The sequence below is a fragment of the uncultured Pseudosulfitobacter sp. genome (assembly GCF_963976325.1).
Lineage (GTDB): Bacteria > Pseudomonadota > Alphaproteobacteria > Rhodobacterales > Rhodobacteraceae > Pseudosulfitobacter.
Genome location: NZ_CAXBJW010000001.1, coordinates 401,738 through 416,122, shown reverse-complemented (window position 1 = coordinate 416,122; position 14,385 = coordinate 401,738). Strand labels below are relative to the sequence as shown.

Below are 14,385 nucleotides of genomic sequence, written 5' to 3'. Positions count from 1 at the left end.
CAGCGGCGACATAAATCCGGCGCCGCTGGTTTCATAGGCATCAAGCCGCTTCTGATCCATCGGTGTCGTCTTGTGCGGCTTCGGCAGATTCAATCGCCCACTCTTGCGCGATCTCCATGCCCACAACCGTGGTGCCCGCAGGCGACATCGCCACGAACGATCCGGTTTCATCCACGGGAACGGCAGCACGCTGGGTCGACCGATAGATCGCATAGACCACAAGCGCTGCGAACAGCACGGCGGTGAACAGATAAAAGCCCCCCGGTCCAACATTGTCCATCAGCCAGCCGGTGATCAGCGGGCCCGCAACCGCGCCCAGACCGTTCAGAAACAGCATCCCACCAGATGCGGCGGCCATATCTTCGAGTTCGAGAAAGTCGTTGGTGTGTGCAATCAGCAGCGAATACAACGGGTTGGACATGCCACCGACCACAAAGGCCGAAACCAGCAGCATGGTAAAGTTATGCCCCATCAGCATACCCAGGACCGACCCGGCACCACCGATGGCGCTGACCGCCACGATCAACAGGCGGCGGTCCATCCGGTCGGAAATCCAGCCGATGGGGTATTGCAGGATCACCGCGCCAACAAAAAACATCGCCACGAAGGTCGAGATTTGCGGAATGCTCAACCCCGCCTGCGCGCCGTAAACCGAGGCCATGCCGAACTGGGCCGAGAACACGCCCCCCAGCAAGAACATGCCGACGCAACCCAAGGGCGAGAAATTGACCAGCGCGCGCAGCGACATCGGCTTGGTGGTGTCAAAGGCCGGTGTCGGGCTGATCGACAGCAAAATAGGTGTGACCGCAAGGCTGACCAGCACCGAGGGAATCACGAACAATACGTAGCCGGATGGGTCTGCCGTCACCAACAAGGCTTGCGACGCGACGATGCCCAGCGTTTGCACGATCATGTACAGCGACAGCGACTGCCCGCGATTTTCGTTTGTGGCCGCGTTGTTCAGCCAGCTTTCCGCGGTCACGTAAACGGCCGAGAAACAGAACCCGATCAACACCCGCCCCAGCGTCCAGGCCCAAGGCTCGGCAAAGGTGGGATACAGGATCATCACCGCCGAAATCAGCGAGGCCAGCGCCGCGAACACCCGCACGTGGCCGACGCGGCGGATCATGTTGGGCGCCATCCGGCTGCCCCCCAGAAAGCCCACGAAATAGGCCGACATGACAATCGACATCTCAAGCGTGGAGAACCCTTCGATGTTGCCGCGAATGCCCAGCAGCGTGCCCTGCATCCCGTTGCCGACCATCAAAAGCCCCATACCGAACAGCAAGGCCCAGGCACTGGATAAAACTGATAACATTTTGCGCTCCGATATATGTCGCGTGTGTGGCTGGTGCTGCGGTGGAAAGGATGTCGTCCCCCTGTTTCACACCATATGGGTGCGGTCAGGGATGAAAACGACTTATTGCGGTCTGTTTGGGTCGCCTGCCCCGTGGGGAAGCAAAAGCGACGCATCACCGTAACTGAAGAATCTATACGATTTCTTGATGGCGTGGGCATAAATCTCGCGGATGCGGTCCTGACCGATCAGGGCCGACACCAGCATCATCAGCGTGGATTTGGGCAGGTGGAAATTGGTCATCAGCCCGTCGGCCACCTGAAAGGCAAAGCCGGGATAGATGAAAATGTCGGTCTCGCCTTCCCACGGCTGCACGGCGCCGCTGTCGCGGGCGGCACTTTCGATCAGGCGCAGGGCGGTGGTGCCCACAGGGATCACACGCCCGCCCGCCGCCTTGGTCGCGGCAATCTCGGCGGCGGCTTCGGCGCTGACGTGGCCCCATTCGGCGTGCATCTTGTGGGTGGTCACATCGTCCACCTTGACCGGCAGAAAAGTGCCCGCCCCAACGTGCAGCGTCACATGGGTAAAGCTCACGCCCATCGCCGCCAGCTCGGCCAGCAGTGCGTCGTCGAAATGCAGCGACGCCGTGGGAGCGGCCACCGCGCCGGAATGGCGCGCCCAGACGGTTTGGTAATCGTGCTTGTCCTGCGCGTCGGCGGGACGTTTGGCGGCAATATAAGGCGGCAGCGGCATCGCCCCGGCCTCGGCCAGCGCCGCGTCGAAATCATCGCCGGTCAGGTTGAACCGCAAATGGCCTTGGCCGTCCTCGGTGCCTTCCAGCGTCGCCGACAGCGCGTCGGAAAACCTTACGACCTCGCCAACCTTCAGCTTTTTCAGCGGCTTGACCAAAGCCGACCACGTGCCATCGGCGCGCGGTTCCAGCAGGGTCACCTCGATCCGCGCTTCGGTGGCACCCTGCGCCGACATCCGCGCCCGCAGCCCGGACAGCCGCGCCGGGATCACCCGCGTGTCGTTCAGCACCAGCCGGTCGCCCGCGCGCAGCCATTCCCGCAGATCGGACACCTGCGCATCGTGTATCTGCGCGGCATCCGCCACCAGCAAACGCGCCGAGGTGCGCGGCACCGCAGGGCGGGTCGCGATCAGCCCGTCGGGCAGGTCAAAGTCGAAGTCGGTCAGTTTCATGACCCCGCCCTTAACGCCCATATCCGGGGCTATCAAGGCGTTGCCGTTGCTCTTGCGCGGGGGTGATCTGTTGCTGCTGAGCGGGCGCAAACGCCTCGGGCACAGTGCCGCCAGTTTGGCCTTGCGGGGTCTCCAGATCAGGCACCTGCGGCGCCGGGCGGCGGAAGATTTCGCGAAACAGCCCCGGCGTCAGCGCCGACAGCGGATTCACGCTGACCTTCGGCTTGGCGGCGGGACCGGTCAGCCGATAGTTGAAACCGATCAACCCTTCGCCCTTGCGGGTAAAGATCGCACCGATGCCGTTCAGCAGGTAAACCGGCGACACCACCCCCTGCATGTCCAGCGTCGAGGTGTTCAGGTTATAGATACCGTCCATCGAAATCCCCAGCGACGGACCGGTCGCGCTGGCCTTGGTCAGGGTCATGCTGTTCGGCGTCAGCCGGAACGATCCGTCCACCTCGGAAAAGACGATCCCTTCGCCGCTGAGCTGTTCCAGCAGACCCACAATCGAGATCGCCGCCAGCAGGTCGGCAATGGCGGGCGCGTCCTTGACCCGTGTGTTGCGTATGGTCAGATCGCCGTCAAATGCACCGTCCTGTCCAACGGGCAGCAATGTCAGGTTCAGATCGCCGCCGCGCGCATTCTGGATGATCCCGGCGGATGCCACGACCCCGCCTGCGTCCTGCGAGGTGATGCGCACCGCGCTGCGCCCGTTCTGCGGCACCACACGCCCCGCCACCGCGGCGCCGCCGTTGATCTTGCCGGTGAACTTGCCATCCAATCCCTTGGCCGTGCTGAAGGTGCCTTGCATACCGGTCAGCGCAATCGTGTCGGTGATCCGCAACTGGTCCAGCGACAGGATCAGCGGTCCGGTCGACTGGCCGCTGCCGCCCGCACTGTCCGAACCAAAATTGGCGGTGCGCAGGTCGATCATACCGCCACGCACACGGATTTCAGGTGCGGCACTGCGGCCACGGCCGATGATGTCCACCGGCGCATTCATCCAGTTGCCCACTTTGACTTGCGAGAAACTGGCCCTTTGCAGCGCACCCGACGCATCCAGCGTCACCGTGCCACGGGCCTGCAATCCGGCGGCCTCAAGGCTGATGGCGGTGACCTCGGGGCGCGCGCCCAAGGTTGCCTCGACACGCAGCGAACCCGCGCTGGCGGCGGCCTTGGACCAGCCCAGCGGAGCCAGCCGCAGGCTAAGCCCGCGCAGGTTCGACGTCAGCACCATGCGCGGCGTGCCACCCTTCGCAGGCAGGTCCACAACGATCTGCCCCACGCCCTTGCCCCGCACCGATCCCGGTGGCAGGGTTATGTTGAATTCGTCCAATGTGGCCTGCGAAATCTCGACAGTGCCGCGCACCTGGCTGCCGCCCTTGGCCTCGACGCCCAGCGGCTGGTCCCATGCCACGTCAAAAGGCACATTTCCCAGACGCCCCTGCCCCGACACCCGCACGCCATCATTGTCGGCGCTGAGTTTCAGCGCGCTGGCGGCAAGGGTTTCGTTTGGCACCAACGCATCGGTGCGCACATCGGCAAGCGTGCCTGTCACCGAATAGGTCACCTCGCCGGGCTCCAGCTTTTTCTTCAGGGGCAGCGCAATGGTGCCATCCAATGTCACACGCCCGTCCGCCAGCCCCACGGGCAGGTCCGCCTTGTCCATCACGAACAGCGGTTCCTGATCCAGCAGCGACAGTGCTGCGGTGACGGTGCTGGTGGTTTCCAGCCGCGCGATGGCCGGTGCGCCATCCTTGACCGTGACATCAGGAATGATGAAGGACGACCCCGCCACGCCCACGCGCCCGCCCTGCGGTGCGGTGACAAAGCCCTGATCGACCGATGCGACAAACCGGTTGCGCAGCAGGCTGGCATGGCCCGAGGCCTGTTGAATGGGCGGCATCGTCTTCATGAACCGCATGTCCGCATCCGCGAAATCAAAGCTCAGATAGCTTTGCATCGGCATGTTCGGCTCCCCGCGCAGGGCCAGATCGACCTCGCGCAGCCGTCCGGCCAGCAGGTTGTCAGCCACCCATTCGCGGGTTTTCACGATCAGCTTTTCCGGCCACAGCGCCAGCAGCCGCTCGGGCGCCAGCTCGTCCACCTGCGCGTCCAGCGCAAACCGCCAGCCTTCACGCTCGGCGACAAAACTGCCGCTGGCCCGCAGCCATTGCCCCTGATCCGACACCAGCATCTGGCCCAACGTCACGCGAAACGGGTTCAGATCCAGCCGGAAATCCAGATTGGCCCCGTCCAGCACCACAGGCTCGACATAAAGATCGCGCGGATTGAACTTGAGGTCCGAGGCCGAAAACTGACCAATCAGCGTATCGACCTGCCCGGCGTCGTCCGGCCCACCGCCGACAATCGCCTGACCTTCGACACGACCCGTGACCCATTTGCTGACCACGCTCAACTCGTCAAAGCGCAGCAGACGGGCGGCGGGATCATAATTGAAATAGGTGCGTGCAGACTGGAACGGGATCGGGCGGGTTTCGTTGTTGGGCTGCAACACACCCTTGCCGATGCGCAGCGTGGCGCTGATCGGGGCCAGCTTGCCGTCGGCCAGAACGCCGGTGCGCAAGGCCCCCGAAATCGGCGCGCGCACTGCGTCCAGCCATGCAAAAGCCGGGCCTTGGGCCGCGATGTCGGCGGCGGCGACATCTTCCATCGTCACGCCAAAGTCTGCCACAGCTGACCCGATGCGGCCGGAATAGTTGGCCTCGACGGTGGCGACGCCGGTGCCCCCCGACAGCAGCGCCAGATCGGCAGAAACCGCCAGCTCCTCGCCCGTGCGCGTCAGCCGGAACCGGCCACCATCCGCGGTCCAGGCGCGGTCGGCGCGCGCATCTTCATAGCGCAGGGTAACACCGTAGATGTCGGCGTTGGTCAGCGCCTTGAGTTGCGGCTGGCCAAACGCCGCATCCACCGCAGCGATCAACCCCGGCAACGACACCGTTAGCGCATCGCCATTGCCGATGCCCTGCCCGCTGGACAACGACACCTGGCCTTGGGCGTCCCGCCGCAGGGTCACGAAAACCCCCGTCAGCTCGATCTTTTTCGGCACAACCTCGCCCGACAGCAACGGCTTCATCGCAAGGCTGGCTTCCAGTTCGGAAAACTTGACGATCTCGTCGCCGGCCACTGTCCGCAAAGTCACGTTGCGGATGCGCGCGCGCGGACGCCAGCCCTTGTTCACGACGATTTCAGCCTCGTCAAAGGTCAGCCGCACCCCTTGCAGGTTGCTGTTCACGCGCGTTTCGATCCGCTGTTCCAGCCAGTCGGGGGCGGCAATCGGCTTGCCCACCAGCACGGTGATCAGCACCACGGCCGCCACACCCAGCAGCGCCATCAGAACAAGCGTGCCCAGCCCCACATGCTTGGCAATGCGACGCTTGCGGCCCTTGGCCTTGACCTTTGGCAGGTCGGTCACAGAGTGTTTTGGCGACTTGGTGTCGGTCATGTCTTTATTCTTGCTGCTCCAAAGCTACTATGACAGTCAGTTTCGCGCACGCCCAGATGGGCAAGTATGACAAGGACCGTCATGATAGAAGTAGCTTCAACCGCACCCGATTTCACCTTGCCGCAAACCGAAGGGCCGGAGGTCACGCTGTCGGCTCTGCGTGGCACCCCTGTTGTTCTGTTCTTTTATCCCAAGGACAATACGCCGGGCTGCACCAAGGAATCCATCGCCTTTTCCGAGCATATGCAAGCCTTTGCCGATGCGGGGGCGCAGGTCTATGGCATTTCCAAGGACAGCCTGAAAAAACACGCCAATTTTACCGCCAAACACGATCTGACAGTGCCGCTGTTGTCGGATGAAAACGGCACGGTCTGCGAAGACTATGGCGTGTGGAAAGAAAAACAGATGTATGGCAAGACTTATTTCGGGATTGAACGGACGACCGTGCTGATCGCCGCAGACGGGACCGTCGCGCGCATCTGGCCACGGGTCAAAGTCCCCGGCCACGCCGAAGAGGTTCTGGACGCGGTAAAGACCCTGTGACCGATACCCCGATGATGCCGCTGGCCCAGATGGCCGATGCCGTGCTGCGCTGTGGCGACGGGCGCGAAAAGACCGCCCTGTCGCGCAGGCTGGCCGCCCAGTGGCAGGCGGCCCGTGCTGCGGGCGAAACACCGGACGTGGGCACTGCCAGCCCGCCGATGCAGCCCGCACGGCCCGCCCGCCCCGAACTGCTGGCGCCGCGCGATGTACCGCACCGCAAACCCGGCAGCCCCGAGGGGCGCATTGCCCTGCTGCACGCGGTCGCCCATATCGAACTGAACGCGGTCGACCTGCACTGGGACATCATTGCGCGGTTTTCCCATGTGCCGATGCCCATGGGGTTCTTTGACGACTGGGTCAAAGCGGCTGACGAAGAATCCAAACATTTCAACCTGATGGCCGATTGTCTTGAGGAATTGGGCAGCCATTACGGCGCCCTGCCCGCGCACGCAGGCATGTGGCGCGCCGCCGAGGACACCGCCGACGACCTGATGGGCCGGCTGGCGGTCGTGCCGATGGTGCTGGAAGCACGCGGGCTGGACGTGACACCCAACATGATCCGCATCTTCAAACAGGCCAAGGACGACAGCGCGGTCGCCGCACTGGAAACGATCTATGCCGAGGAAGTGGCCCACGTGGCATACGGGTCCAAATGGTTCCACTTCCTGTGCGGGCGCGAAAATGCCGACCCGAAAGAGGTGTTTCACACGCTGGTGCAAAAGTATTTTCACGGCGCACTCAAGCCGCCCTTCAACGAGGAAAAGCGCGCCGAGGCCGGTATACCACCCGACTTTTACTGGCCATTGGCAGTTTCAACCTGAAGTGGGCGAGCCTGAGCGCCACTTGCTAAGTTGATTTATTTAAGCGGTTTTCTGCCCATTTGGCCACGAATCGACCTGAAAACCCCCAACAAGGACCAAAGCGGTTGCCCGATTGAACCGAGGTGTTTATGCAACAGCGACAAGGTGGCCGTGTTGGGGAACACTTCGCCTTTTTTGGGATGGAAAAAGGACGGGCAGTTTGCGCACACGTCTCGCAATCAAATTCGATGCCGCGATGGAGCGGTGGTTTCCGGAACGCAGGGTTTTCCTGAAGTCCGACACCGACACGCGGTTCATACGCCTGCGTCCGGTCACCCAGCTTGTGGCTTTCACCGGATCGTCCCTTCTGATCGCCTGGACCATTGTCGCCACTGCGGTGATCCTGATGGACAGCATCGGGTCGGGCAACTTCCGCGAACAGGCCAAACGCGATCAGCGCACCTATCAGGCGCGGCTGAACGATCTGGCAGGCCAGCGCGACTCGCGCGCAGCCGAAGCACACGCCGCCCAAGAACGGTTTAACGCCGCCCTCACCCAGATTTCGGTGATGCAGTCGGAACTTCTGGAAAGCGAAACCCGCCGCCGCGAGCTGGAAACCGGGATCGAAGTGATCCAGTCGACCCTGCGCGGCACCATGAAAGACCGCGAGGCCGCGCGCGCACAGGTGGCGTCGTTGACCGAACGTCTGGACAATGGCGGCACCGGTCTGGCGATGGACAACGGCGGCGCAGGTGCGCCAATGGATTTCGTCGCCACAGCACTGGCTGAAACCGCCGCCGAACGTGACCAGATCGCCCGCGACGCCGAAGACGCGCTGCTGGCGGCGGACGAGCTGTCCGACCAGATCGCCACGATGAAAGACCAGAACGACGCCATCTTCCGCCAGCTTGAGGATGCGATGACCATCTCTGTCGCCCCGCTGGACAAGATGTTCCGCGCCGCAGGCATGCCGACCAAGCAGATCATCGAACAGGTGCGCCGTGGCTATTCCGGTCAGGGTGGCCCGCTGACACCGCTGTCGTTCTCGACACGCGGCGAAGAACCCAGCGCCGATGCGCTGCGCGCCAACCGTCTGTTGAACCAGATGGACCAGTTGAACATGTACCGCATCGCCGCGCAAAAAGCGCCTTTCGCGCTGCCGGTGAAAAGCTCGTTCCGCTTCACGTCCAGCTTCGGCTATCGCCGCGACCCCAAGACGGGCGGCCGCCGGATGCACAAGGGCGTTGATTTCGCCGCCCCCACGGGCACCCCCCTCTATGCCACCGCCGACGGCGTGGTCACCCACGCGGGCTGGTCCAACGGTTACGGCCGTCTGGTCAAGATCCAGCACGACTTCGGTATCGAGACCCGTTATGCCCATATGTCGAAACTTCGCGTGAAAGTTGGCCAAAAGGTCTCGCGCGGGGACCGTGTCGGTGATATGGGAGCATCTGGACGGGTGACCGGCGTACACCTGCACTACGAAGTCCGCGTCGGCGGCAAAGCTGTAAACCCCATGATCTATATCAAGGCTGCAAACGATGTTTTCTAAGAGCAAAATCAACGAACCCGGACCCAAAGACGACGCGGCCAAGGGCAGCGCACCCGCTGCTCCTGCACAGCCGGCGTCGGCGGCACCCAAGCCCAACGAATTCAAGGCCAGCGCGCCCAAGGCAAAACCACCTGCCTCGGTTCTGTCGTCCGACCTGCACATCACCGGCAACCTCAAGACAACCGGCGACATCCAGGTCGAGGGCACCGTGGAAGGCGACATTCGCGCCCACCTGCTGACGATTGGCGAAACCGCAACGATCAAAGGCGAAGTGACCGCCGATGACGTGGTGATCAACGGCCGCATCGTCGGCCGCGTGCGTGGCCTGAAAGTGCGCCTGACATCGACCGCGCGGGTCGAAGGCGACATCATCCACAAGACCATCGCCATCGAAAGCGGTGCGCACTTCGAAGGGTCCGTGCAGCGTCAGGACGACCCGCTGAACCCGGGCGGCACCAAACAGGCGGCCCCTGCCCCTGCGCCCAAACCGCAAGGCCAGCCGCAAAGCTAAAGGCTTGCGTTAGAGATCAGGGAAACGGGCGTCCGGCATTGCCGCGACGCCCGTTTTCATTGGTGCGTGCGAAACGTTTCAAAGCGGACCTTATGCGCGATGTGGTTCAAGGTCCGGTGTGCGGGACGAAGTTGCCAACCACCAAAGCCCGGAATCAAGGTGCTTTAGCACCGCCGGGCAGCGCCCGACCGCCCCATGGGCGGGCGCTTTCTCACCCTGGCGCAGTTCATCACCCACACGCCAAAGATTAGAAATAAAGTGGTATCCAATGACCTTCCGATGCCCACACGCGGTCAGGCACTGCCCTTTGTGGCAAGGTCACTCCAGCCTCATAGCCGTCCTTCGCTGCGATCTGCGCGACGGTCCGCTTCCCCCAATACAACAGAACGGACCTTCACCCGCGTCAATCTAAGCGCCCTGCCCGCCTAGCCCGCCACAGGCTGTTGCAGGCTGACCTTGGCCAGTGCCGCGATCAGGTCGGTGCGGGTGACGATACCCTGCAAACGGCCCCGCGCCAGCACCGGCACCGCATCGACTGTCCCTTCGGCCATCATCGGCAACAGCGCAGCAATCGGTGTATCGGGCACCGCGCGTGGCCCTGCGACGCCCATGATCTCATGCGCCCGTGGGGGCCGGTCGCGGCTGCGGTCCAGCATCCGTGCCATCGACGCGCCAAAGCCACGGTTCAGCCGCAGCGCGTCATCGCGGGCGCGGTCGATCAGGTGCATTTGAAAGATCACGCCCAGAAACCTGTCTTCCGCCCCGACCACGGGCAGTGACGTGCAGCGGTGCCGCCGGAACAGGTCGGCCACCTGACCCAGCGGCGTTTCGGCGGTGACGGTCACCAGATCGCGCGACATCACGTCGGCGGCGGTCAAGGGTCCGGTGCGGTGACTGGCCGCCTGCAATTCAGCCGCGCCGATCAACCGCGCAAGGTCTTCGGCCCCCATGTTGAACGACTGGCGATAACGGTCCAGCAGGTCGGTCAGTTCTTCCTCGTTCAACCCCAGACGCTGCATGGGCTCCGGGTCGGTGGTGCCGCGCGCGTTGCGATCGTCAAAGTGCCGAAAGGGATAGCGCCGCCCGGTCAGCCGCGCATAGACCATCGCAAGCACCACCATTGCAACGGTGCCCACGGCAACAGGCGCCAGCGCAAACCAGAACCCCAGTTCGGCCACGGCATCGGGGCTCATGGCGGCGGTCATTGCCACGGCCCCTGCGGGCGGATGCACCGCGCGGCACAGGATCATCACGGCAATCGCCAGCCCAACTGCCAGCGCGATGCGCAGCGCGGGATCGGGCACCGTCAGGCAGACCGCCACACCAACCAGCGCGGCCAGGGTGTTGCCGACCACCGCCGACCATGGCTGCGCAAGCGGCGCGTTGGGCACGGCAAACAGCAGCACGGCGCTGGCTCCGAATGGCGCGATCAGATACAGGCCCAACCGCAGATCGACCAGCGGGGACAGGATGAACAACCCAACCACCGCCAGCCCGACGCAGGCCCCGACACCGGCGCGCAGGGCCTCGGCGGGATGGGCTGCGGGCATCGCAGGCCCCAGCCCCCGCACGATCTTTGCGAAACTGTACGTAAACTGAGCAAATCTGTACATGAATCCTCCTTCGCCCGCGATGTGCACGCAGTGACAAAGGTCGCGGCCAAGGTAAAGCCATACCGCCCCGCCCGGAACGCAACAGGCCCGCGCAGATCACTGCGCGGGCCTGTCGAAGAAACCTGAAAAACCGATCACTCGGTCACGGTCACCGATTTCATCACGTCCGGCTGACCGTCGATGGCGCCGGAACGCGGATCGCCCAGTTTCAGGCTGTCCAGCACGTCCAGACCTTCGGTCACGCGGCCCACAACGGTGTATTGGCCATTCAGCGAAGGATATTCAGTGAACATGATAAAAAACTGGCTGTTGGCGCTGTCCACGCTTTGCGACCGCGCCATGCCGACGATGCCACGCTCGAACGGGATGTCCGAGAATTCCTGCGGCAGATCAGGCTTGTCCGACCCGCCCATGCCCGCACTCGACGTATCGGCACCGGACTTGCCGAACTGCACGTCACCGGTTTGCGCCATGAAGCCGTCGATCACGCGGTGGAACACAACGCCGTCATAGGCCCCTTCGCGGGCCAGTTCGGTGATGCGCGCCACATGCTGGGGTGCCACGTCATCCAGCAGGTCAATCTGGATCGTGCCGCTGGCGGTTTCGCCCTCGACCTCAATGGCCAGACCCGTGGCCAGCGCAGGGCTGGCCACAAAGGCAAGAGGGATCAGCAGGTTACGCAACATCTGCGGCAACCTTGACGCTGATCATACGGTCGGGCTGCGCGGGCGGCTCGCCACGGGTGATCGCGTCCACATGTTCCATGCCGGAAATGACCTGACCGTAAACGGTGTACTGACCGTTCAGGAAATCATTGTCCTTGAAGTTGATGAAAAACTGGCTGTTGGCGCTGTTGGGGTTGGCCGAACGGGCCGCACCGATGGAGCCGCGCGCGTGCGGCACCTTTGAGAACTCGGCAGGCAGGTCGGGCAGCGCCGAGCCACCGGTGCCAGCGGCACGGATGTTAAAGCCGTCTTCCATGTCGCCGTTCTGCACGTCGCCGGTCTGGGCCATGAAGCCCTCGATGACGCGGTGGAACGCGACGTTGTCATATTCGCCGGCACGCGCCAGCTCTTTCATCCGCTCGACGTGCTTGGGGGCAAGGTCGGGCAGCAACTGGATGGTGACGGTGCCACCCTTCAGTTCCATCAGGATGGTGTTTTCCGGGTCTTTGATCTCGGCCATTTTCGGCTCCTCTGTCTTGATATTGCAAGGATACCTAAGGCGCGGGCCTGCTTTTGCCAAGCCGCTGCATTGACCTGAGCGACAAATGCCGCGAAACACCGCTTAACAATTGGTTTAAGGGATTGACGGCGATGGCTTGGAAGACACTGGACGACATGGACCTGAACGGCAAACGCGTGCTGTGCCGCGTGGACATCAACGTGCCGGTGGAAAACGGCCACGTCACCGATGCCACCCGGATCGAGCGGATCGTGCCGACGGTGCAGTATATTCTGGAACAGGGCGGCACGCCGATCCTGATCGCCCACTTTGGCCGCCCCAAGGGCAAGGTCGTGCTGGACCTGAGCCTGCGGGTGGTGGTCACTGCCCTGTCCGAGGCTTTGGGCCGCAAGGTGCGGCTGATCGAAACGCTGGAGGCCGCCGAGGCCGGCACCGACGAGATTGCAGGCGCCGATGTGCTGCTGCTGGAAAACATCCGCTTTTACCCCGGCGAGGAAAAGAATGACCCGGCCTTTGCCGAACGGCTGGCGGCATTGGGCGACGTCTATTGCAACGATGCCTTTTCCGCCGCGCACCGCGCCCACGCCAGCACCGAGGCGCTGGCCCGCCTGCTGCCCGCCTGTGCGGGCCGTCTGATGCAGGCCGAGCTGCAAGCGCTGGAAAGCGCGCTGAGCGCGCCCGAGCGCCCCGTGGGGGCTGTTGTCGGCGGGGCCAAGGTGTCGACCAAGATCGACCTGTTGCAGAACCTTGTGCAAAAGCTGGACATTCTGGTGATCGGTGGCGGCATGGCCAACACGTTCCTGGCCGCGATGGGCGCCGACATGGGTGCGTCCCTGCGCGAGGATGACCTGCTGGACACGGCCCGCGCCATCCTGGACGAGGCCAAGACGCGCGGCTGTCGCGTAATCCTGCCGGTCGATGGCCGCGTGGCGCGTGAATTTGCGGCTGGTGCTGCCTTTGACCTGATCGCGCTGAACGGTGATACAAAGCTGGACGCCGACCAGATGGTGCTGGACGCAGGCGACGCCGCCGTGGTCGAGATTGTCACTGCGTTTGAAACGCTGAAAACGCTGATCTGGAACGGCCCGTTGGGGGCGTTCGAAATCGCGCCCTTCGACACCGCAACCGTTGCTGCGGCCCAAGCCGCAGCCAAACTGACCCGCGACGGCGCGCTGGTGACCGTGGCAGGCGGCGGCGACACGGTCGCAGCCCTGAACCAGGCGGGTGCGGCGGATGATTTCACCTATATCTCGACCGCCGGCGGCGCGTTTCTGGAATGGATGGAGGGCAAGGAACTGCCCGGCGTGGCTGCGCTGTCCTAGGGGTTTTCCCCGACCAGCCTGCGTGGTGTTGCACCAAGGATTCACTTGGCCCCGATTGTGATCGCAGATAGCGAATCGAGGGATTCCCTTGAAGAATCATCTGTGTCATAACGGGACCATCGCCCACCCAAGAGGCGAAAGTAAAAGGCAGCAGTCATGACACGCATCGCGCGCCCCGCATTTGGTACGTTTCTCTTTTTCGCCGTGGCCTTTGCCTTGTGCGTCTATTTTACCTTTGCCGCCGTGCAGGGGGATTTCGGATTGTTCCAGCGCGCCCAGATTGATGCGGAAAGCCGCGTGCTGACGGTGCAACTGGCCGAGGTGCGCGCAGACGTGGCGCGCATGGAAAACCTGACCTACCGTTTGTCCGACGACTATCTTGATCTTGACCTGTTGGACGAACAGGCGCGGCGCGTTCTGGGCATGGTGCGCAGCGACGAGATCGTCATCCGCTGACACCTTGCCACCGGCAACCAGACAGACCCGCAGCCCCCACATTTTTTCGAATCGCGCATAGCACCGCCGCACATCAATTGTGGCAAACCTGTGCCCGAGCCCCTTTGCCCAGTCAGATTTCAAGACGCAGCGACCGCCGGTCCCATGCCCTGTGACGTCGTCCACCGAAAGGGGGCGGCATTTTTTTTGTCCCTGCGCAACGCCAGCTTTTGCCACACCGTGCAGAACAGGTTCGATGGGTGGTTTCCGGCAGGAATTGGACCACCCAGGCAAGGTTAAGCCATACAACTTAAGGGGTTTTTAACCACTCCGCTGCCCACATCACAACACACCTATAGATTGCAAATTACTGAAACCATGGGCTGAATCAGGGGGAGCTGACCCCAACAAAAGCCAATAAATCATGAGCATTCCTAATTTAATTTGCCAGTAGCAAC

Annotated in this window: 12 protein-coding genes; 6 read left to right on the top strand and 6 right to left on the bottom strand. The window is 63.0% G+C overall.

Annotated elements, in window-relative coordinates; genetic code table 11:
* Nucleotides 1–40 precede the first annotated feature (40 nt).
* The 3 genes from AAC077_RS02075 to AAC077_RS02065 form a co-directional block, all read right to left on the bottom strand.
* Nucleotides 41–1,318 carry an MFS transporter gene (locus AAC077_RS02075; protein ID WP_339766284.1) on the bottom strand — a complete coding sequence of 426 codons (1,278 nt, stop codon included), beginning with the start codon at nt 1,316–1,318 and terminating at the stop codon, nt 41–43.
* Nucleotides 1,319–1,420: 102 nt separating this feature from the next.
* Nucleotides 1,421–2,500 carry a tRNA preQ1(34) S-adenosylmethionine ribosyltransferase-isomerase QueA gene (queA, locus tag AAC077_RS02070; protein ID WP_339766283.1) on the bottom strand — a complete coding sequence of 360 codons (1,080 nt, stop codon included), beginning with the start codon at nt 2,498–2,500 and terminating at the stop codon, nt 1,421–1,423.
* 10 nt (nt 2,501–2,510) lie between these two features.
* Nucleotides 2,511–5,966, bottom strand: coding sequence for an AsmA-like C-terminal region-containing protein (locus AAC077_RS02065; RefSeq protein ID WP_339766282.1), 3,456 nt, complete (start codon nt 5,964–5,966; stop codon nt 2,511–2,513).
* An 81-nt stretch (nt 5,967–6,047) separates the two neighbouring features.
* On the opposite strand from AAC077_RS02065, the gene AAC077_RS02060 reads away from it, so the two are divergent.
* From AAC077_RS02060 to AAC077_RS02045, 4 genes are all read left to right on the top strand, one after another.
* A complete protein-coding gene (locus AAC077_RS02060; RefSeq protein ID WP_339766281.1) occupies nt 6,048–6,509 on the top strand; it encodes a peroxiredoxin in 462 nt (153 codons plus the stop codon).
* Nucleotides 6,510–6,520: 11 nt separating this feature from the next.
* On the top strand, nt 6,521–7,330 hold the full coding sequence (locus AAC077_RS02055) for a ferritin-like domain-containing protein (RefSeq protein WP_339767917.1): 810 nt from the start codon (nt 6,521–6,523) through the stop codon (nt 7,328–7,330).
* Between the two features lie 199 nt (nt 7,331–7,529).
* Nucleotides 7,530–8,861 (top strand): M23 family metallopeptidase, encoded by a 1,332-nt coding sequence (locus AAC077_RS02050; protein ID WP_339766280.1) that lies wholly within the window; start codon nt 7,530–7,532, stop codon nt 8,859–8,861.
* The gene (locus AAC077_RS02045; RefSeq protein ID WP_339766279.1) at nt 8,851–9,372 is read left to right on the top strand and encodes a polymer-forming cytoskeletal protein; all 522 of its coding nucleotides are present in this window, start codon (nt 8,851–8,853) and stop codon (nt 9,370–9,372) included. Before AAC077_RS02050 ends, AAC077_RS02045 begins: the two co-directional genes overlap by 11 nt.
* A gap of 425 nt (nt 9,373–9,797) precedes the next feature.
* Here the strand turns inward: AAC077_RS02045 and AAC077_RS02040 are convergent, their stop codons facing one another.
* The 3 genes from AAC077_RS02040 to AAC077_RS02030 all read right to left on the bottom strand — a co-directional run bounded on the left by AAC077_RS02040 (nt 9,798) and on the right by AAC077_RS02030 (nt 12,170).
* Nucleotides 9,798–10,985 carry an HPP family protein gene (locus AAC077_RS02040; RefSeq protein ID WP_339766278.1) on the bottom strand — a complete coding sequence of 396 codons (1,188 nt, stop codon included), beginning with the start codon at nt 10,983–10,985 and terminating at the stop codon, nt 9,798–9,800.
* Between the two features lie 134 nt (nt 10,986–11,119).
* Nucleotides 11,120–11,671, bottom strand: coding sequence for a peptidylprolyl isomerase (locus AAC077_RS02035; protein ID WP_339766277.1), 552 nt, complete (start codon nt 11,669–11,671; stop codon nt 11,120–11,122).
* On the bottom strand, nt 11,661–12,170 hold the full coding sequence (locus tag AAC077_RS02030) for a peptidylprolyl isomerase (RefSeq protein ID WP_339766276.1): 510 nt from the start codon (nt 12,168–12,170) through the stop codon (nt 11,661–11,663). Before AAC077_RS02030 ends, AAC077_RS02035 begins: the two co-directional genes overlap by 11 nt.
* Before the next feature lie 131 nt (nt 12,171–12,301).
* On the opposite strand from AAC077_RS02030, the gene AAC077_RS02025 reads away from it, so the two are divergent.
* Both AAC077_RS02025 and AAC077_RS02020 read left to right on the top strand, forming a co-directional pair.
* Nucleotides 12,302–13,492 (top strand): phosphoglycerate kinase, encoded by a 1,191-nt coding sequence (locus AAC077_RS02025; protein ID WP_339766275.1) that lies wholly within the window; start codon nt 12,302–12,304, stop codon nt 13,490–13,492.
* A 156-nt stretch (nt 13,493–13,648) separates the two neighbouring features.
* Nucleotides 13,649–13,948 carry a septum formation initiator family protein gene (locus tag AAC077_RS02020; protein ID WP_339766274.1) on the top strand — a complete coding sequence of 100 codons (300 nt, stop codon included), beginning with the start codon at nt 13,649–13,651 and terminating at the stop codon, nt 13,946–13,948.
* Nucleotides 13,949–14,385: the final 437 nt, after the last annotated feature.

Excerpts from the sequence above, each read along its gene's own strand:
- AAC077_RS02075 (WP_339766284.1), bottom strand. The coding sequence starts at position 1,318 with ATGTTATCAGTTTTATCCAGTGCCTGGGCCTTGCTGTTCGGTATGGGG.
- queA (WP_339766283.1), bottom strand. The coding sequence starts at position 2,500 with ATGAAACTGACCGACTTCGACTTTGACCTGCCCGACGGGCTGATCGCG.
- AAC077_RS02065 (WP_339766282.1), bottom strand. The coding sequence starts at position 5,966 with ATGACCGACACCAAGTCGCCAAAACACTCTGTGACCGACCTGCCAAAG.
- AAC077_RS02060 (WP_339766281.1), top strand. The coding sequence starts at position 6,048 with ATGATAGAAGTAGCTTCAACCGCACCCGATTTCACCTTGCCGCAAACC.
- AAC077_RS02055 (WP_339767917.1), top strand. The coding sequence starts at position 6,521 with ATGATGCCGCTGGCCCAGATGGCCGATGCCGTGCTGCGCTGTGGCGAC.
- AAC077_RS02045 (WP_339766279.1), top strand. The coding sequence starts at position 8,851 with ATGTTTTCTAAGAGCAAAATCAACGAACCCGGACCCAAAGACGACGCG.
- AAC077_RS02040 (WP_339766278.1), bottom strand. The coding sequence starts at position 10,985 with ATGTACAGATTTGCTCAGTTTACGTACAGTTTCGCAAAGATCGTGCGG.
- AAC077_RS02035 (WP_339766277.1), bottom strand. The coding sequence starts at position 11,671 with ATGTTGCGTAACCTGCTGATCCCTCTTGCCTTTGTGGCCAGCCCTGCG.
- AAC077_RS02030 (WP_339766276.1), bottom strand. The coding sequence starts at position 12,170 with ATGGCCGAGATCAAAGACCCGGAAAACACCATCCTGATGGAACTGAAG.
- AAC077_RS02025 (WP_339766275.1), top strand. The coding sequence starts at position 12,302 with ATGGCTTGGAAGACACTGGACGACATGGACCTGAACGGCAAACGCGTG.
- AAC077_RS02020 (WP_339766274.1), top strand. The coding sequence starts at position 13,649 with ATGACACGCATCGCGCGCCCCGCATTTGGTACGTTTCTCTTTTTCGCC.